Here is a 16,992-nt window from a genome sequence, read left to right on the forward strand (position 1 = left end):
TCCAGCGTCAGGTCATCGGCGAAATGCCGGTCACCGGTCGCGTCGGGCACGTACTTCACACAGACAACGATCCTCAAGCTCACGCCGGCTCTCCTACTGCATCGTCATTTCTGGGCTGCCTTGTTGCACGCAGCATAGGCGCCTTACAGGGCCGTTTCCGGTCGGGCCGACCGAGCCCCCGACCGATATTACTCGTCAGTACACCCAGTCTCTTACCCCTGAGCAAGCGCTCCGCACTGTGACCTTGCCAACGGCGAAAACGTCCCTGCACCGACCACCTGCTCGCCCTCAGTCTCGCAGAGCCGTGAACCGCCCCTGGTGGTAGACCAGCGGACGGCCCGCCCCCGACGGGTCACCGGCCACGGCCTCGGCGATCACGATGCGGTGGTCCCCGGCCGGGACCCGGGCCACCACGCGGCAGACCAGCCAGGCGGAGACGTCGGCCAGCACCGGAACGCCCTCGGGGCCGCTGCTCCAGTCGGTGGACGGGCCGAAGCGGTCGGCGCCGCTGCGGGCGAAGGTGGCGGCCAGCTCCTGCTGGTGCTCGCCGAGTATGTGGACGCCGACGTACTCGGCCTCGGCCAGCACCGGCCAGCTGGAGGAGGTCGTGCCGATGCCGAAGGAGATCAGCGGGGGCTCGGCGGCCACGGAGTTGAGCGAGGTGGCCGTGAATCCGACCGGCCCGCCCTCACCGGTCGCGGTGATCACGGCGACGCCCGCGGCGTGGCGGCGGAAGACGGAGCGCAGGAGCTCGGGCGAGGCCACGAGAGAGGGGGCGAGGTCGGGCGAGGCCGTCATGGAGGTGTCCTTCTGCGGGAGGGGCGTACGGGGCCGTGGTTGCTCAGGCACCCGGACAGCGCGCACTCGCGTGGCGTGCGAGGTCCACATGGACCCGGCCGTAGAGAAGGAGTTCTGGCGGCATAGCGTCAGACTGACGATGCGTGGCGGGTGCAGTCAAGTGTGTTCCGCAATGTGGGAGATGCGTCACGGTCCGTCATATGGCCCGTCCCAGCGCCGCGACGACGTCGGCGGTGCGCGGCTGGCCGGAGGCTCGGCGGACCACCTCACCCGTGCTGTCGAGCACGAGCACGGTCGGCGTCCTCGTGATGCCGAGCTGCCGCACGAGCGTGAGATGCGCCTCGGCATCGATCTCGATGCTCGCGACCCCTTCGACCATGGCGGCCACCTCCACCAGCGTGCGGCGGGTGGCCCGGCACGGCTGGCAGAAGGCGGTGGAGAACTGGACGAGGGTCGCCCGTTCCCCCAGTTCCGCGCCGAGTTGGGACGCGTCCAGTCGCTGCCCGGGTGTTCCGCCGTCCACTGCCGCCTCCTGGTCCAGAGCTCTTCGCAAGGAGTCAGCACCGGCCGGCCGCAGGACATTCCCGCAGCTCGGAGGCGAGGCGCACGTGACGAGAATCTCGCGTTCCGGGCCCGCCGGGACTGGTCACGGGCCCGCACATGGGGCACCATCGCCACAATGCCGAAAACCTACGGCTGCGTAACTTCCGCCGGGAGAACCCTCCCCAGGCACTGAAGAAGGGTCTTCCCCAGATGCCAGAGCTCGTCTATCGACCGGTCGTCGGCGCCGCTCTCACTCTGTTCAAGGCGCTCGACCTGAAGATCGACACTCAGGGTTCGGAGCACATCCCGAAGACCGGCGGCGCGGTGCTGGTCAGCAACCACATCAGCTACCTCGACTTCATCTTCACCGGCCTGGGCGCCCTGCCGCAGAAGCGGCTCGTGCGTTTCATGGCGAAGGAATCGGTCTTCCGGCACAAGATCTCCGGTCCGCTGATGCGCGGGATGAAGCACATTCCCGTCGACCGCAACCAGGGCGAGGACGCCTACGCGCACGCGCTGCGGTCGCTGCGTTCCGGCGAGATCGTCGGCGTCTTCCCCGAGGCCACGATCTCGCAGTCGTTCACGCTGAAGAGCTTCAAGTCGGGTGCCGCGCGCCTCGCCCAGGAGGCCGGGGTCCCGCTGATCCCGATGGCGCTGTGGGGCACGCAGCGGGTCTGGACGAAGGGGCGGCCGCGCAACTTCAAGCGCAGCCACATCCCGATCACGATCCGGGTCGGCGAGCCCGTGGAGGCGCCCGCCGACCAGTACGCGGGGGCGATCACCCGGCGGCTGCGGGAGCGCGTGCAGGAGCTGCTGGAGGCCGCCCAGCGGGCCTATCCGGTGCGCCCGAAGGACGCGAGTGACACGTGGTGGGTCCCGGCCCATCTCGGCGGTACGGCCCCGACCCCCGCCGAGGTCCGCGAGCGCGGCTGACCGGCAGCCGGCCGACATCCTCTGGGCCCCCGGCGCACGCTGCCGGGGGCCCAGAGGTGCGTCCAGGGGCTCAGAGGTGTGTCCATGGGCGTGCGCCGGGGGGCTCAGAGGTGCGTGGGGAGCATCCGCCACAGCTCCGAGCGGTCGCGGGCGCTCCGCAGGACGTGGAGGATCGCGGCGGGCGGCGTGGCGTGGACGGCCGGATAGTCCACTTCGCCGATCCCCTCCCGTACCGCCCAGGCCAGCCGCTCCGCCCCGAGGGAGAACTGCGCGTCGACGCCCGGTTTGTTGCCCCGGGGGTCGATCCGGGCCCAGCGGTCGTGGCCGGGGAGCCGCAGCGCCACCAGGCCGTGCACCACCGGGTTCGTCCCGTCGTCGTCGGTGAGCCGCTGGTAGCAGAGCCCGGCCGGGACGCCGTGGGCCCTGAGCAGCGCGGTGAGCGCGATGGACTTGGCGTAACAGATGCCGTTGCGGGTGGTGAGGACGTCGGAGGCGCGCCAGGTGACGCGCGGATCGCCCGAATCCGCGGAGTGCGGGATGGTGTCGCGTACGTACTCGAAGGCGGTACGGGCGTATGTGTATGCGTCTTCGGCCTCGCGGGCCAGGTCGGCCGCGGTCTCCCGCACACGGGGGTGACGGTGGTCGATGGCCTCGTCGGCAGCCAGATAGGCGGCGATGTCCGGGGAGCGCTGGATCAGTTCCATGGCCCAGGAGCGTACGAAGCGGCCGACCGGAGATCAATTGATTTCCGGTCGGCCGCATACCCATGCAAAGCAGGGGGCGGGTGCTACCGCGCCATCTCTTCCTTCAGCGCCTGGAGGAAGGCGTCCACGTCGTCCTCGCGGGTGTCGAAGGAGCACATCCAGCGGACGTCTCCCGCGTTCTCGTCCCAGAAGTAGAAGCGGAAGCGCTCCTGGAGCCGTTCGCTGACCGCGTGCGGCAGCCGGGCGAAGACGGCGTTGGCCTGGACCGGGTAGAGGATCTCCACGCCGTCGATGGCCCGGACGCCCTCGGCGAGCCGCTGGGCCATGGCGTTGGCGTGCCGGGCGTTGCGGAGCCACAGGTCCTTGGCGAGCAGCGCCTCCAGCTGGACGGAGACGAAGCGCATCTTGGAGGCGAGCTGCATGGAGAGCTTGCGCAGGTGCTTCATCGCCCGGACCGCGTCGGGGTTGAGCACGACGACGGCCTCGCCGAAGAGGGCGCCGTTCTTCGTGCCGCCGAAGGACAGGACGTCGACGCCGACCGTGTTGGTGAACGTGCGCATCGGCACGTCCAGGGAGGCGGCGGCGTTGGCTATCCGGGCCCCGTCCAGGTGCACCTTCATGCCGTGCCCGTGGGCGTGGTCGCAGATGGCGCGGATCTCGTCGGGGGTGTAGACGGTCCCCAGCTCGGTGTTCTGGGTGATCGAGACGACCTGTGGCATGGCCCGGTGCTCGTCGTCCCAGCCGTACGCCTGCCGGTCGATGAGCTCGGGGGTGAGCTTGCCGTCCGGCGTGGGTACGGTGAGGAGCTTCAGGCCGCCCATCCGCTCGGGCGCGCCGCCCTCGTCCACGTTGATGTGCGCGGACTCGGCGCAGATGACCGCGCCCCAGCGGTCGGTGAGCGCCTGGAGGGCCACCACGTTGGCTCCCGTGCCGTTGAAGACCGGGAAGGCCTCGGCGGTGGGGCCGAAGTGGCTGTGCATGACGCGCTGGAGGTGGCCGGTGTAGTCGTCCTCGCCGTAGGCGACCTGGTGGCCGCCGTTGGCGAGGGCGATGGCCGCGAGGACCTCGGGGTGCGCGCCCGCGTAGTTGTCGCTGGCGAACCCGCGCACCTGGGGGTCGTGGTGGCGGCGCGCGTCGGTCCTCACGGTTGCGGGGTCAGCCACAGGCGCTTTCCGTTCACTTCGGGGGCGGGCTTGTCCCAGACGCCGGCGATGGCCTCGGCCAGCTCCGTGACGTCGGTGAAGCCCGCGAACTTCGCATTCGGGCGCTCGGCGCGCATGGCGTCGTTCACCAGTGCCTTGACCACCAGGATCGCAGCAGCGGCCGCGGGCCCGTCCTCGCCCCCCTCCTTGCGGAAGGCGTCGCCCAGCGCGAGGGTCCAGGCCTCGGCCGCGGCCTTGGAGGCGGAGTAGGCGGCGTTGCCCGCGGTGGGCTTGCCGGCACCGGCTGCGCTGATCAGCAGGTAGCGGCCCTTGTCGCTGCGCTGAAGGGGCTCCTGGAAGGCCAGCGAGGTGGACTGGACGGTGCGGATGAGCAGCTTCTCCAGCAGGTCCCAGTCCGCGAGGCTGGTCTCCTGGAACGTGGCGCTGCCGCGCCAGCCGCCGACGAGGTGGACCAGGCCGTCGATCCGGCCGAACTCGGCCTCGGTCCGCTTGGCCCACTCCCGGGTGGCGTCGACGTCGAGCAGGTCGACGGTCTCCCCGGTGACGGTCGCGCCGCCGTGGGCGTAGCGGGCGGCGTCCACCGCCTCCGCGAGCCGCTCGGGGTTGGCGTCGCAGCCGACGACGGTCGCACCGGCCTCCGCGAGCCGCAGCAGCGTGGCACGGCCCGCGGGCCCCGCCGCTCCGGCCACCGCGACCACAGCACCTTCGAGCACGCCTGTCCCCTCGCCCTTACTCGTTCCGTTCATGGCCACCGCCTCCTCAGGAGATGCGTTCACGCGGCTGCCTTCTCGGCGCTCGCGGCGGTAATTCCCTTGGCGGAGGCAATCACGTGCTTCAGCTTCTTGGCGAGCGCCTCATAGAACATGCTCAGGGGAAACTCGTCCGGAAGCACGTCGTCGACGAGCTTGCGAGGGGGCTGAGTGAGGTCCAGGGCGTCGGGCCCCTTGGCCCAGGTGGATCCGGGGTGCGGGGCGAGGTACGTGGAGACCAGGTCGTAGGCGGCGAACCAGTGGACCAGCTTGGGGCGGTCGATGCCGTCGCGGTAGAGCTTCTCGATCTCGGCGCAGAGCTGGTTGGTGACCTGCGGGGCACGCTCCCAGTCGATCTTCAGGGTGTTGTCCGTCCAGCGGACGACGTCGTGCTTGTGCAGGTAGGCGAAGAGGAGCTGGCCGCCGAGGCCGTCGTAGTTGCGGACGCGGTCGCCGGTGACCGGGAAGCGGAACATCCGGTCGAAGAGGATCGCGTACTGGACGTCACGGCCGTGCGCGTTGCCCTCGGCCTCCAGCTTCACGGCCTCCTTGAAGGCGGTGAGGTCGCAGCGCAGCTCCTCCAGGCCGTACATCCAGAACGGCTGGCGCTGCTTGATCATGAACGGGTCGAACGGCAGGTCGCCGTGGCTGTGGGTGCGGTCGTGGACCATGTCCCACAGGACGAACGCCTGCTCGCACCGGCTCTGGTCGCCGACCATCTCGCGGATGTCCTCGGGCAGCTCCAGGCCGAGCAGCTCGACGGATGCCTCGGTGACGCGGCGGAAGCGGGCGGCCTCGCGGTCGCAGAAGATGCCGCCCCAGGAGAAGCGCTCGGGGGCCTCGCGCACGGCGATGGTCTCGGGGAAGAGGACCGCGGAGTTGGTGTCGTAACCGGCGGTGAAGTCCTCGAAGGTGATCCCGCAGAAGAGCGGGTTGTCGTAGCGGGTGGCTTCGAGGTCGGCGAGCCATTCGGGCCAGACCATCTTCAGCACGACGGCTTCGAAGTTGCGGTCCGGGTTGCCGTTCTGCGTGTACATCGGGAAGACGACCAGGTGCTGGAGGCCGTCGACGCGGTTCTGCGCGGGCTGGAAGGCGAGCAGCGAGTCCAGGAAGTCCGGTACGCGGAAGCCGTCGGCGGCCCAGCGGCGCAGGTCGGCGACGAGCGCACGGTGGTAGGCGGCGTCGTGCGGCAGCAGCGGGGAGAGCTCCTCCACCGCGCCGATCACGCGCTCCACGACGCGCTCGACGGTCGCCGGGGACGGGGCGCCCTCGGCCTCGAAGTCGATGGAGCCGTCGGCGGACTGCCAGGGGCGGATCTCCTCGACGGCATCCCTGAGCGCGGGCCAAGCCGGGTGCTCGACCACCCGGGGGGCAGTAGCTATCGCGCCGTCGGCGGCATCGTGCACAAGAATTTCCGTCATAACACTTCCTCCACGGGAGAACCTCGCGTGGAGCCACCGTAGCCGCGCGGGGTTCCTTCACACAAGTGAAGTCCTGAAAATTATCCTGCGTACCCCCTAGGGTCACCGCTGTTTTTCCTGTCGTGCACCGGGTAGGCGCACACTTCTCACAGTCGTTGCGGCGCCCGACCGACCCGGCCCGCACGGCGGCAGACATCCACGGGCGCGGCCGTTACCCTCCCGGGAGCCGTAGAGCCGTAACCCCGCGCGGGCAGCAGCAGTTGGCGGTCGGACGCCGACGGAAACGAGGTCGCCTTGTCCTTTCTCACCCTGGGTCACCGCGGAGTGATGGGCGTCGAGCCCGAGAACACCCTGCGCTCCTTCGTCCGCGCGGAAGCGGCGGGGATGGACGCCATCGAGCTGGATCTGCACCTCACCAAGGACGGGGCGCTCGCGGTGATGCACGACGCGTCCGTGGACCGCACCACCGACGGCACCGGGCCGATCGCGGGCAAGACCCGGGCGGAGCTGCGGGAGCTCGACGCCGGGCAGGGGGAGCGGGTCCCGGTCTTCGAGGAGGTCCTGGACGCGGTGAAGGCCCCGCTCCAGGCCGAGATCAAGGACGTGGCGGCGGCGCAGGCCCTCGCGGAGGTGATCCTCGCCCGGGACCTGGCCGGGCGGGTGGAGGTCTCCTCGTTCCACGACGAGGCCGTCACGGAGATCACCCGTCTGGTGCCGGGGGTGCGCACGGTCCTGATCGCCAGCCGCTGGGGCGGGGACATCGTGGACCGGGCGCGGGCGGCGGGGGCGGCCACGCTCGCGCTGAACATCCGCCGGCTCACCCTGGAGGCCGTGGAGCAGGCGCACGCCGAGGGTGTGAAGGTGATCGGCTGGGTGGTGAACACCCAGGACCACCTGCGTCTCGCCCGGGCGCTGGGGCTGGACGGCGCGACCACGGACTTCCCGGAGATCCGCCGCGCGGGGCGCTTCACGGCCTGAGCCTGCGGGCCCGTGCCCCCGTGGCCCGCGCGCCCCTAAGAGGTGCCGATCAAGGGGTTTCGATGTTCTTGACCAGGAGCTCGAAGGCCAGGTCGTCGCGCTGCGGGATGCCGAAGCGCTCGTCGCCGTACGGGAACGGCGTGAGCTTGCCCGTACGGCGGTAGCCGCGCCGCTCGTACCAGGCGATCAGCTCCTCACGCACCGAGATCACCGTCATGTGCATCTCGGAGACGCCCCAGGTCTCCCGGGCCGTGCGCTCGGCCTCGGCGATGATCACCTTGCCGAGGCCGCCGCCCTGGGCGCCCGGGCGGACCGCGAACATCCCGAAGTACGCCGCCTCGCCACGGTGTTCGAGCTGGCAGCAGGCGATCAGCTCACCGTCGCGCTCGACCGCCAGCAGCCTGCCCGCCGGAGCGTCGATGACCTCGCGCACGCCCTGCTCGTCGGTCCGCTGCCCCTCCAGGAGGTCGGCCTCCGTGGTCCAGCCGGTGCGGCTGGAGTCGCCCCGGTAGGCGGACTCGATGAGCTCCACCAGTGCGGGGGCGTCCGCCCCGGTCGCGTCGCGGAAGACCAGGCGGGCCGAGCCTGGGGGCGTGGCGGTGTCCATGGGGAACGCTCCGTTCTCTGCTGCTCTCTGCATGCCGTACACACATGACACACGTGCGGATCGAGGGTAACGCGACCCGGAGCGCCCCTCCCGGGCCTCGATGCACCCCTTTCACGCCCCTGCGCGCCGGGTTCGGCCGCTCCGGCCCGGGCATCGATGGATCGACCGACTGGGGGGAGGTTCGGCGTGCACGGAGGGGCCCTGGCCGGGTGGCTGCTGATGGCGTTGTGCGCGGTGAGCGGCGTCTACTGCCTGCTGCGCACCCGTACGGGCACCCCGCAGGAGCGCAGAACCGCCCGCTCCGAGGCGCTGATGGGCTTCGGCATGGCGGCGATGGCCCTCCCGGCGGCGGTGCTGACTCCTCCGGAGTGGGCCTGGGCGGTGTACGCGGTGGTGTTCGGCGCCGCCGCGCTGCGGGCGCTCCGGTCGGCCCGGCGCGGGAGCCACCACCTGCACCACCTCGTCGGTTCGCTGGCGATGGTCTACATGGCCGTGGCGATGGCCCCGGGGGGCGGCGCGGGCGGGCACGGTGGGCACGGCGCTGCGGCGGGTGCCGGGGGCGTACCCCTGCTGACAGGGGTGCTGCTCGGCTACTTCGCGTTCTACGTACTGCGCTCGGCCGGACATCTCATACCGGCGGGCACGGCCGTCGCGAGCTTCGCGGGCGGCTCGGCGGAGGGGACCGTACGGGGCGGCCCGGGCGGCGTCATGGGCGGCGCGGCGGGCGGGCCGACCGAGCTGACGACGGCCTGCCGGCTCACGATGGGCATCGCCATGTTCGCCATGCTTCTCACTCTGTGAGACAGAACGCGAGACAGGGGCCCTCCAAACCGTGGTCTGCGTCACTTGCCGGGCACAGCCATACCCGTGGGTCGCCCGCCCCTCATAGGCTGGCACCATGCTGGTCTCCCTCGCGCTGCTGCTGCTCGGTGCACTGACCGCCCTGGTGACCCCGCGACTGATGGCGCGGGCCCGGTGGCCGGAACGGGAACCGGTGGTGGCGCTGTGGGTGTGGCAGTGCGTGGTCGCCGGGGTGCTCATGTCGTTCGCCCTCTCCATGACGTTCAGCGCGGCCGCCGCCTGGCAGGCGGTACGCGGCCATGTCTTCGCCCCCGCCCCGGCGGCCGTGGTCGAGGCTTACGCCCTGGCGGCGTACGGGCCCTGGTCCGCGGCCATCGCGGTCCTCCTGGCGCTGGGCGGTCTGTGGAGCGGCGCGATGCTCGTACGGGAGATCCGGCGGGCGCGGCAGCGGCGCAAGCGGCGCCGGGCGGAACTGCTGGTGCGCTCCCCGCTGCTGCCGGGCGAGGAGCCCGGTGCCGACCGTCTCGTGGTGCTGGAGGGCGAGCGCCCGGACGCCTGGTGGCTGCCCGGTTCGGCGCCCCAGCTGGTCATCACCACCGCTGCCCTCGGTCGGCTGAAGGGCCGTCAGCTGGACGCGGTGCTCGCCCATGAGCAGGGCCACGCGGAGGCCCGGCACGACTGGCTGCTGCACTGCTCGTCGGCGCTGGCCGTCGGCTTCCCACAGATCCCGGTGTTCGCCGCGTTCCGCGACGAGATGCACCGGCTGGTCGAGCTGGCCGCCGACGATGTGGCCTCGCGCCGCTTCGGCCGGCTGACGACCGCGCTCGCCCTGGTCGGGCTCAACGAGGACCGCGGGGTCTTCGGCCCCTGCCCCACCCCGCACGCCCAAGTGCCGTTGCGCGTCAACCGGTTGCTGTCCCCGGTCGAGCGGCTGACGGCGGGCCGGCGACTGCGGCTGACGGCGGCGGCCGCGCTGGTGCCGGTCGTTCCCCTGGCGGTGGCCTTCGTCCCGGGGCTCAGCGCGCTGGGTTAGCCACGCGGGACTCCGGACCGGACGGGCGGGGATACGGGATAGGGGCTCCGGGTTTTGCCACGCGGGGCTCCGGGTTTTGCCACGCGGGGCTTCGAGTTGGTCACGCGGGCCGCCCGTCCGGGAGTATCGGCCCATGTACTCCCCCCACTTCCCCCACTCCCCCGACACCCCCCGGACGGACCGCTCCCCCCGCCCCGCGGCCGCCCTGATCGCCGGAGCCGTCGGTACCGCCCTGTCCGTGGTGCTGCTCGCCCTGGTGGCGGCGCGATGGTCCCCCCTCATGACCCTGGACCGCACGGTCGCCGACGCGCTGCACCGGCACGCGGTGACCGATCCCGGACTGGTGCGGGTCAACCGGGTGCTGACGGACTGGGTCTGGGACCCCTGGACCATGCGGGCGCTGGTCGCGGCGGCCGTGGTCGCCCTGTGGTGGCGCGGGGCCCGGCTGCTCGCCCTCTGGGTCGCCGCGGCCAGCCTGCTCGGCTCCCTCCTCCAGCAAGGGCTGAAGGCCCTCATCGGCCGCGAGCGCCCCCGCTGGCCCGACCCGGTGGACACGGCCCACTACGCGGCCTTCCCCTCCGGGCACGCCATGACGGCGGTGGTGAGCTGCGGGCTGCTCCTGTGGCTGCTGCGGCTCCACGGCACGGGCCCGGCCCTGTGGGGCGGGGCGGTGGCCGTGGCGGTCCTCTCGGCGACCGGGGTGGCGGCGACCCGGCTCTACCTGGGGGTGCACTGGCTGTCCGATGTGGTGGGCGGGGCGCTGCTGGGCGTGGCGGTGGTGGCCTTCACCGCGGCCGGCTACCGCTGGAACCTGGCCCGCCGGACCTCGGCGGCCGCGCCCGGGGCGTGATCGGGACCCCGCCCCGTCGCCCTGCGGTGTGAGGGATATCCCGTCCCACAAGGGTCGGATCATCACATCGGGGCCGTAGCCTTGTATGCATGTCCCCGATGTCGTCGTCGTCCGTTTCCACGCGCCCCGCCACCGAGATCAACGCGGATATCCGCGACCTGTGGGAGCGTTCGGGCGGTTACCTGTCCCCGCAGGACGAGGCGGAGTACCAGCGGCTGCTGGTGGAGTGGGCCGCCGCGACCGGTGAAAGCGGCCGAACCGCCGTCTGAGCCCGGGCCCGGGGTTCTCGGAACGCGCCTGACTCCGGCGATCCCCCGCGTCGCCGGATGCCAGGCGCGCCCCTCGGCCGTGCCTGGAGGAGGCAGGGCCGGGACCGCGTCGGGGACCGGAGTTGCGGGGCCCGCCGACACAGGGATACAGCATGTCCCGGCCCGGCTCATCGGTCAATGAATATCTGCGGCGCACGTGCGGGGGCCGGCGCCTGCCGGGCGGCGGCAACCGCCCGGCGGACGCCGGCCCCGTGGTGCGTGACGGACGACCTCTCCTGCCGTTGGATCAGCGGGCGAAGTAGTCCGGGGATCAGCGGGCGAAGTAGTCCGGCTGGGTCTGCACGTTGAGCTCGTCCAGCTTGACCCGGTCCGCCGGGGCGGTGCGCTTGTCCGTCAGTTTCAGGACGTCCAGGCCCTTGGCGATGTCGCTGGAGTAGATGTGGCCGTTGTAGTAGTACGTCGACCAGGGGCCGGCCGTGGTGACCTGTCCGAGCGTGACCGGGCCGCGCTCGAAGAAGGCGATCTCCTTGGGCTTCTTCGAGTTGGTGAAGTCCCATACGGAGATGCCGCCCTGGTACCAGGCCTGGACCATCAGGTCCTTGCCCTTCACCGGGATGACCGAGCCGTTGTGGGCGACGCAGACCTCGACGTCGGCCTGGTGGCGGTCGATCTTGAAGTAGCTGCGGAAGACCAGCTTGCGGTTGTCGCCCTTGCCCACGATGTCGTAGATGCCGTTGGCACCCCGCTTGGGCCCGATCTCCTCGTTGCAGGTGGCCGCGCCACCGCCGCCCAGCTCGTCGGTGAAGACGACCTTCTTGGCACCCTGGTTGAAGGTGGCCGAGTGCCAGAACGCGAAGTTCACGTTGTCCTGGACCCGGTCGATGATCTTCGGGCGCTCCGGGTTCTTGATGGAGAAGAGCAGACCGTCACCCATGCAGGCACCCGCGGCCAGGTCCTTGGAGGGCAGGACCGTGATGTCGTGGCAGCCGGTCGTCTTGGAGACGCCCGGGTTCTCGGGCGCACCCGGGTTGCCGCCGTCCGGGAAGAGGTTCGTGAAGTTGACGAGCTTGGCCTTCTGAGGCGCCTTCAGCGGCACCTTGACGATGGAGATCCCGTCGTGCGGCGGCTGGCAGTCGGGGAACGTCTCGTTCGGCGAGTACGAGGAGACGTAGATGTAGATGTTCTTCTTGCCGTCCGGCACGAGGGTGTGGGTGTGCGAGCCGCAGGCGGTCTCGACAGCCGCGATGTACCGGGGGTGGCGCTTGTTGCTGATGTCGAAGATCTTCATGCCCTCCCAGGAGGACTTCTCCGTGGCGGGCTGGGTGGTGCTGGAGCAGGAGTCGTCGCTCCGTGAGGAGTCGGTCGACAGGAACAGCAGGTTCCCGGAGACCGAGATGTCGTTCTGCGCGCCGGGGCAGAGGACTTCGGAGACGGTCTTCGGCTTCTTCGGGTTGCTGATGTCGTAGATGACGAAGCCGTCGTAGTTGCCGACGAAGGCGTACTTCCCCTGGAACGCGAGGTCCGTGTTGGTGCCCTTGAGGGCGCCCTTCGGGACGTTCGTCAGGTGCTTGATGTTGGAGCTGTGGACGATCTCGTCCACGCCGGGTATGTCACCACTGCGGATCGCGGAGCGGGCCTCGGCCTGCTGACTCGTGGTCACGGAGCCGTGCTGGGTCGGGGCATCGCCCGGGTCGGGCGTCGCCGCTGCGGGTGCGGCCGTCAGCAGCGCGGCGAAGAGCCCGGCCGCGGCTACAGCCACGCCCAGACGTCTGCGCCGCACGCGGGTGGTGTGCAACGAGATCACTGCGTCCTCCCTTGTATCCGTTCGGGGTTCGAACGGTTCACGGACCCCGGCAGTATCGTCCCTCACATGTACACATCAACAGATGGCAACAGAGACGTAATGAAGTTTTTGATCTTTGCCCCCGCGGAAGCGTGCTAGGAACGGTCTGCAACACACCCATGTGGCACAGGAGGTCGCCGTGTTGATCCACCGCCCGTCCGCCCGTCCGCGCGCAATCGCCCTGGCGGCAGCGGCGGTTGCCGCCGTACTCGCCCTGGGTGGCTGCGACGGCGACGGCGACGATCCGAAACCGGCCGCGGGCAAGGACGCAGGTCCGGGGGTGATCGCCCCCGGCAGACCGGGCGAGCCGGCCCGCACGCTCACCGCCGAGGAGGCCGCGAAGGAGGCGAGCAGGGACACCGCGAACTCCGCGGACTTCCGGTACGCGCAGATGATGATCGAGCACCACGCGCAGGCCCTCGTGATGACCGAACTCGTCCCGGACCGGGCGTCGTCCTCGGCGGTGAAGAGGCTCGCCGAGCGCATCTCCGCAGGCCAGAAGCCGGAGATCGGCGCGATGGAAGGATGGCTGAAAAGGAACGGTGGCGAGGACCGCAAACAGCCCCACGACCACTCCGGGATGCCCGGCATGGCGACCGAGGCCCAGCTGAAGGAGCTGCGCGCGGCGAAGGGCAAGGCCTTCGACGAGCTCTTCCTGAAGCTGATGATCACCCACCACCAGGGGGCGGTGACCATGGCGACGGAGGCGCTCTCCGAGGGGAACGACGTGATCGTCGAGGAGATGGCGAGCGATGTCGTGGCCCAGCAGTCGGTGGAGATCAACCGGATGCGCGCGCTGATGACGTGACCGGCTCGCACGCGGCTTTCCGGTGCGGTGCCGGGCCCGCGTCTTCCCGTGCCGTGCCCGGCTCGCATGCCGTGTTCCGGTCGCCGGTGCGATGCTGGAAGCACCCTCCGGGAAGAGGTGCGCCGTGCTCCGTGTCGCCGTCGTCGGCTCCGGTCCCAGCGGGGTCTACACCGCCCAGGCCCTGCTGAACCAGTCGCTGGTGCCCGGGGTCCGGGTGCACGTCCTGGACCGGCTGCCCACCCCGTACGGACTGGTGCGGTACGGGGTCGCTCCCGACCACGAGAAGATCAAGTCGCTCCAGAACAGCCTGCGGGCCGTCCTGGAGGACGAGCGGGTCACCTTCGTCGGCCATGTGCAGATCGGCGGGGCGGACGGTGTCCCTCCGGCCCGGCTGGCGGAGCTGTACCACGCGGTCGTCTACTGCGTCGGGGCCGCCGCCGACCGCCCGCTGGCGGTGCCCGGGGAGGATCTGCCGGGGAGCTGGTCCGCCACCCGGTTCGTCTCCTGGTACAGCGCGCATCCGGACATCGCCCCCGACGACTTCGCGCTGGAGGCCCGCTCGGCCGTGGTGATCGGGGTCGGCAACGTGGCGGTCGACGTGGCCCGGATCCTGGCGCGCGGCGCCGAGGAGCTGCGCGCCACCGATGTGCCGAGGGCCGCGCTCGGGGCACTGGCCGGGAGCCGGGTGCGCGAGGTGACCGTGGCCGGGCGGCGGGGCCCCTCCCAGGCCCGGTTCACCACCAAGGAGCTACGGGAGCTGGGGGCGCTGCCCGGGGCGCGGATCACCGTCGACCCGGCGGAGCTGGCCCGGGACCCGGCGTACGCGGCCCCGGACGGGCTGCCGCTGCCCGCGGTGGTGCGGCGGAACCTGGAGGTGCTGCGCGGCTGGTCGGCGTACGGGGAACCCGCCGCCCCCGATGCCGTACGCCGGATCCGGCTGCGGTTCTTCCTGCGGCCGGTCGAGCTGCTGGAGCGCGGCGGCCGGGTGGCGGGGGTGCGGTTCGCCCGTACGGCTCCGGACGGTGCCGGGGGCGTACGGGACACGGGGGCGTACGAGGACGTCGAGGCCCAGCTCGTGCTGCGGGCCGTCGGCTACCGGGGGGTGGAGCTGCCCGGGCTGCCCTTCGACCCGGTGCGCGGGACGGTGCCGCACGAGGCGGGGCGGGTCCTGCGGGACGGGGTGCCCTCGCCCGGTGAGTACGTGGCGGGGTGGATCAAGCGGGGGCCGACCGGGGTGATCGGTTCGAACCGGTCCTGTGCGAAGGAGACCGTCGCCTCGCTGATCGAGGACGCGCCCCTGCTCGCCCGGCGCCCGGCGGCGGACGACCCGCTGGCGGTGCTGCGGGCGTGGGGGCTGCGGCCGGTGGAGTGGGACGGCTGGCTGTCGATCGAACGCGCTGAGGCGGAGCTCGGGCGCTCGCTGGGGCGGGGCCCGGTGAAGATCCCCGACTGGCAGGGACTGCTGGCGGCGGCGCGGGGCGAGGAGGGGTGAGCCGCCCGTCACTCCCGGGGCCACCGTCACTCCCGGGTCGCCACCACCAGCCGGGCGCGCGGGGAGCCGTCGGGGCGCTGTCCCAGGTCGGTCAGGGCGATCAGCCGCACGGAGAATCCGGCGTCGGTGAGGTCGTCGAGCACGTCGGAGAGCCGGAACGTGCGGTAGTACATGATGAATTTCGGGCGCCACAGGGCGTTGCGCACCCGCATCGCCGCGTCGAAGCCGAGGAACGACCAGTAGGCCCGCGAGCCCACGGCGGGCGGGGCGCCGATCGGGAAGACGAACCGGCCGCCCGGCCGGAGCGACCCGTACACCTCGGCGAAGAGCCCGAAGCGGTCGGCGGGCAGGAAGTGGCCGAACGCGCCGATGCTCAGGGCCAGGTCGAAGGCCGGGGCGAACGGGAGGGCCAGGGCGTCGCCCCGCACCCAGTCGACCACGGGCCCGTCCTCGGCGGGCTTGAGCGCCGCCCGGGCCTGGTGGAGCATGCCCGCGCTGAAGTCGACCCCGGCCACCCGGTCCCGGCACACCTGCCGCAGCACTCCCACGCCCGCGCCGGTCCCGCAGCAGACGTCCAGGCCGGTGCCGAAGGGGCCCAGCGGCTCCAGTGCCCGGGTGACGCTGTCGAGCACGTGGTCGGGTGTCCGGTAGGGCGTGTGGTCGAACTTCGGGGCGAGGAGGTCGTATCCGCGCTCGGTCGACGAGAGCGCCTGGACGGCCAGTTCGCGGAGGGTGGGGCCCTGTTTGGTGAACATCGCGGCCACCCTATCGAGGTGACGGGCGGGCCGGAGGCCGAAGCCGCCGCTCCTGAGGGCAGGATGGCGGACCGGACCTGCGGGCGGAGGCTTCAGCGGCTGCCGGACAGCCTGCGCCTGAGGGTGATCGCGGTGTCGACGTCGTAGCTCTGGGACCAGGTGCGGCCCGCCCCGGACCTCCAGGTGACATGGACCGTCGGCCCGTCGGTCCGTACGCCGTCCACCGTCATGGCCCGGTCGCCGTCCCGTACGTCACCGCGGCGCAGCTCCCCCGCCCCGACCGTGACGGGCCCGTCGGCGGACGCGTTCTCGCTCTCCTCGGCCGCCCGGACCAGCGCGGCGGCCAGCTCCCGGGCGGCGGCGGGGGTGCACGACCAGCGCAGCTCGCCCGCCGGGGGCGTCAGCGTCACGGAGACCCGGGGATCGGGCCCGGCCTCCCCGGGGGTCACCGCCACCGGCACGTCGTGACCGTCGGCGTCCGTGATCCCGCTGCCCATCGTCCGCTCCTCGCGCCCGGGTCCTGTGGTGTGTGCCGCTCCAGCATCGCAGCCGCCCCGGGTACCGCTCACACCGCCGTGACCAGGGGAATCCGGTTGTGCGGGTGGTACGGCCACCCGTAGCTTCACCCCCTGTGAACCCTCTGCTGCGCACCGACCGCCTGCTCCTCACCCCGTACACGCCCGCCGACGAGGAGGGTTTCGTCGCCCTGTTCCAGGACGTCTCGGTCTCCCGGTGGATGGGCGACGGGCCCGCCACGGAGGCCGAGGACCGGGCCCTCTTCGGCCGGATCTTCACCAAGGTCTACACCGAGGACCGCTTCGAGGTCTGGGCGGTGAAGGCCGACGGCGAGCTGGTGGGGCACGCCGAGATCAAGCCGACCGAGGCGTCCGGCGGGCACGAGATCATCTACGCGCTCGCCCCCGGGGCCTGGGGCCGGGGCCTCGGTACGGAGCTCGCGCTCGCCCTCGTCGGGCACGGGTTCGACACCCTCGGGCTGACGGAGGTGCACGCGACCGTGGCCGCCGGGAACGCCGCCTCGCTGGCCGTGCTCGGCCGGATCGGCTTCCGCCACGTCAGGGACATCCAGGAGGACGACGGCAGCACCACCCGGCTGCTGACCTGCACCCGCGCGTCCGTCCCGGCCTCGCGGGCCGCGCAGGTGCCTCAGGGATCCCAGGGGTCCATGGAGCCGTCGCGGGGGTGATTCGGGTGCCGACGGGCCGGGTGGGCACGGAGTGTGCGCGA

Annotated in this window: 19 protein-coding genes and 1 pseudogene; 9 read left to right on the forward strand and 11 right to left on the reverse strand. The window is 71.7% G+C overall.

What is annotated here, in order from left to right:
• The 3 genes and pseudogenes from ACFW9Z_RS27900 to ACFW9Z_RS27910 all read right to left on the reverse strand — a co-directional run.
• Nucleotides 1–83 (reverse strand): annotated as a pseudogene (locus tag ACFW9Z_RS27900) (electron transfer flavoprotein subunit beta); the annotation flags it as partial.
• Between the two features lie 205 nt (nt 84–288).
• The gene (locus ACFW9Z_RS27905; RefSeq protein ID WP_384645334.1) at nt 289–798 is read right to left on the reverse strand and encodes a flavin reductase family protein; all 510 of its coding nucleotides are present in this window, start codon (nt 796–798) and stop codon (nt 289–291) included.
• A 196-nt stretch (nt 799–994) separates the two neighbouring features.
• Nucleotides 995–1,321 (reverse strand): TlpA family protein disulfide reductase, encoded by a 327-nt coding sequence (locus ACFW9Z_RS27910; protein ID WP_384645335.1) that lies wholly within the window; start codon nt 1,319–1,321, stop codon nt 995–997.
• A 230-nt stretch (nt 1,322–1,551) separates the two neighbouring features.
• Here ACFW9Z_RS27910 and ACFW9Z_RS27915 point away from each other — a divergent pair, with 230 nt between their 5' ends.
• Nucleotides 1,552–2,274, forward strand: coding sequence for a lysophospholipid acyltransferase family protein (locus ACFW9Z_RS27915; RefSeq protein WP_384645336.1), 723 nt, complete (start codon nt 1,552–1,554; stop codon nt 2,272–2,274).
• Nucleotides 2,275–2,378: 104 nt separating this feature from the next.
• Here the strand turns inward: ACFW9Z_RS27915 and ACFW9Z_RS27920 are convergent, their stop codons facing one another.
• The 4 genes from ACFW9Z_RS27920 to ACFW9Z_RS27935 all read right to left on the reverse strand — a co-directional run bounded on the left by ACFW9Z_RS27920 (nt 2,379) and on the right by ACFW9Z_RS27935 (nt 6,311).
• Complete coding sequence (locus ACFW9Z_RS27920) at nt 2,379–2,978, reverse strand: transglutaminase family protein (RefSeq protein ID WP_384645337.1); 600 nt, start codon at nt 2,976–2,978, stop codon at nt 2,379–2,381.
• 83 nt (nt 2,979–3,061) lie between these two features.
• On the reverse strand, nt 3,062–4,123 hold the full coding sequence (locus ACFW9Z_RS27925) for a threonine aldolase family protein (protein WP_384645410.1): 1,062 nt from the start codon (nt 4,121–4,123) through the stop codon (nt 3,062–3,064).
• Nucleotides 4,120–4,887 carry an SDR family NAD(P)-dependent oxidoreductase gene (locus tag ACFW9Z_RS27930; protein WP_384645338.1) on the reverse strand — a complete coding sequence of 256 codons (768 nt, stop codon included), beginning with the start codon at nt 4,885–4,887 and terminating at the stop codon, nt 4,120–4,122. Before ACFW9Z_RS27930 ends, ACFW9Z_RS27925 begins: the two co-directional genes overlap by 4 nt.
• 26 nt (nt 4,888–4,913) lie before the next feature.
• Nucleotides 4,914–6,311: a DUF6421 family protein gene (locus tag ACFW9Z_RS27935; protein ID WP_384645339.1), complete on the reverse strand. Its 1,398-nt coding sequence runs from the start codon at nt 6,309–6,311 to the stop codon at nt 4,914–4,916.
• 294 nt (nt 6,312–6,605) lie between these two features.
• On the opposite strand from ACFW9Z_RS27935, the gene ACFW9Z_RS27940 reads away from it, so the two are divergent.
• Complete coding sequence (locus ACFW9Z_RS27940; RefSeq protein WP_384645340.1) at nt 6,606–7,289, forward strand: glycerophosphodiester phosphodiesterase; 684 nt, start codon at nt 6,606–6,608, stop codon at nt 7,287–7,289.
• Between the two features lie 49 nt (nt 7,290–7,338).
• On the opposite strand, the gene ACFW9Z_RS27945 is transcribed toward ACFW9Z_RS27940, so the two are convergent.
• A complete protein-coding gene (locus tag ACFW9Z_RS27945) occupies nt 7,339–7,896 on the reverse strand; it encodes a GNAT family N-acetyltransferase (RefSeq protein WP_384645341.1) in 558 nt (185 codons plus the stop codon).
• Nucleotides 7,897–8,082: 186 nt separating this feature from the next.
• Between ACFW9Z_RS27945 and ACFW9Z_RS27950 the strand changes: the two genes are divergently transcribed.
• From ACFW9Z_RS27950 to ACFW9Z_RS27965, 4 genes are all read left to right on the forward strand, one after another.
• Nucleotides 8,083–8,697, forward strand: a complete 615-nt coding sequence (locus tag ACFW9Z_RS27950; protein ID WP_384645342.1) for a DUF5134 domain-containing protein — start codon at nt 8,083–8,085, stop codon at nt 8,695–8,697.
• A 97-nt stretch (nt 8,698–8,794) separates the two neighbouring features.
• Complete coding sequence (locus ACFW9Z_RS27955) at nt 8,795–9,730, forward strand: M56 family metallopeptidase (RefSeq protein ID WP_384645343.1); 936 nt, start codon at nt 8,795–8,797, stop codon at nt 9,728–9,730.
• Nucleotides 9,731–9,863: 133 nt separating this feature from the next.
• Nucleotides 9,864–10,580, forward strand: a complete 717-nt coding sequence (locus tag ACFW9Z_RS27960; protein ID WP_384645344.1) for a phosphatase PAP2 family protein — start codon at nt 9,864–9,866, stop codon at nt 10,578–10,580.
• Nucleotides 10,581–10,669: 89 nt separating this feature from the next.
• The gene (locus ACFW9Z_RS27965; RefSeq protein ID WP_384645414.1) at nt 10,670–10,849 is read left to right on the forward strand and encodes a hypothetical protein; all 180 of its coding nucleotides are present in this window, start codon (nt 10,670–10,672) and stop codon (nt 10,847–10,849) included.
• 310 nt (nt 10,850–11,159) lie between these two features.
• On the opposite strand, the gene ACFW9Z_RS27970 is transcribed toward ACFW9Z_RS27965, so the two are convergent.
• Nucleotides 11,160–12,653: an LVIVD repeat-containing protein gene (locus ACFW9Z_RS27970; RefSeq protein WP_384645345.1), complete on the reverse strand. Its 1,494-nt coding sequence runs from the start codon at nt 12,651–12,653 to the stop codon at nt 11,160–11,162.
• A gap of 160 nt (nt 12,654–12,813) precedes the next feature.
• Between ACFW9Z_RS27970 and ACFW9Z_RS27975 the strand changes: the two genes are divergently transcribed.
• Complete coding sequence (locus tag ACFW9Z_RS27975; protein ID WP_384645346.1) at nt 12,814–13,500, forward strand: DUF305 domain-containing protein; 687 nt, start codon at nt 12,814–12,816, stop codon at nt 13,498–13,500.
• Nucleotides 13,501–13,624: 124 nt separating this feature from the next.
• On the forward strand, nt 13,625–14,992 hold the full coding sequence (locus ACFW9Z_RS27980; RefSeq protein WP_384645348.1) for an FAD-dependent oxidoreductase: 1,368 nt from the start codon (nt 13,625–13,627) through the stop codon (nt 14,990–14,992).
• A gap of 26 nt (nt 14,993–15,018) precedes the next feature.
• Here ACFW9Z_RS27980 and ACFW9Z_RS27985 read toward each other — a convergent pair whose 3' ends face one another.
• Nucleotides 15,019–15,747: a class I SAM-dependent methyltransferase gene (locus tag ACFW9Z_RS27985; RefSeq protein ID WP_384645349.1), complete on the reverse strand. Its 729-nt coding sequence runs from the start codon at nt 15,745–15,747 to the stop codon at nt 15,019–15,021.
• A 92-nt stretch (nt 15,748–15,839) separates the two neighbouring features.
• Complete coding sequence (locus ACFW9Z_RS27990) at nt 15,840–16,244, reverse strand: hypothetical protein (RefSeq protein WP_384645350.1); 405 nt, start codon at nt 16,242–16,244, stop codon at nt 15,840–15,842.
• A gap of 134 nt (nt 16,245–16,378) precedes the next feature.
• Between ACFW9Z_RS27990 and ACFW9Z_RS27995 the strand changes: the two genes are divergently transcribed.
• Entirely contained in the window at nt 16,379–16,951 is a 573-nt protein-coding gene (locus ACFW9Z_RS27995) for a GNAT family N-acetyltransferase (RefSeq protein WP_384645352.1), read from the forward strand.
• Nucleotides 16,952–16,992 lie beyond the last annotated feature (41 nt).

This window comes from Streptomyces sp. NPDC059452, from assembly GCF_042750035.1.
Lineage (GTDB): Bacteria > Actinomycetota > Actinomycetes > Streptomycetales > Streptomycetaceae > Streptomyces.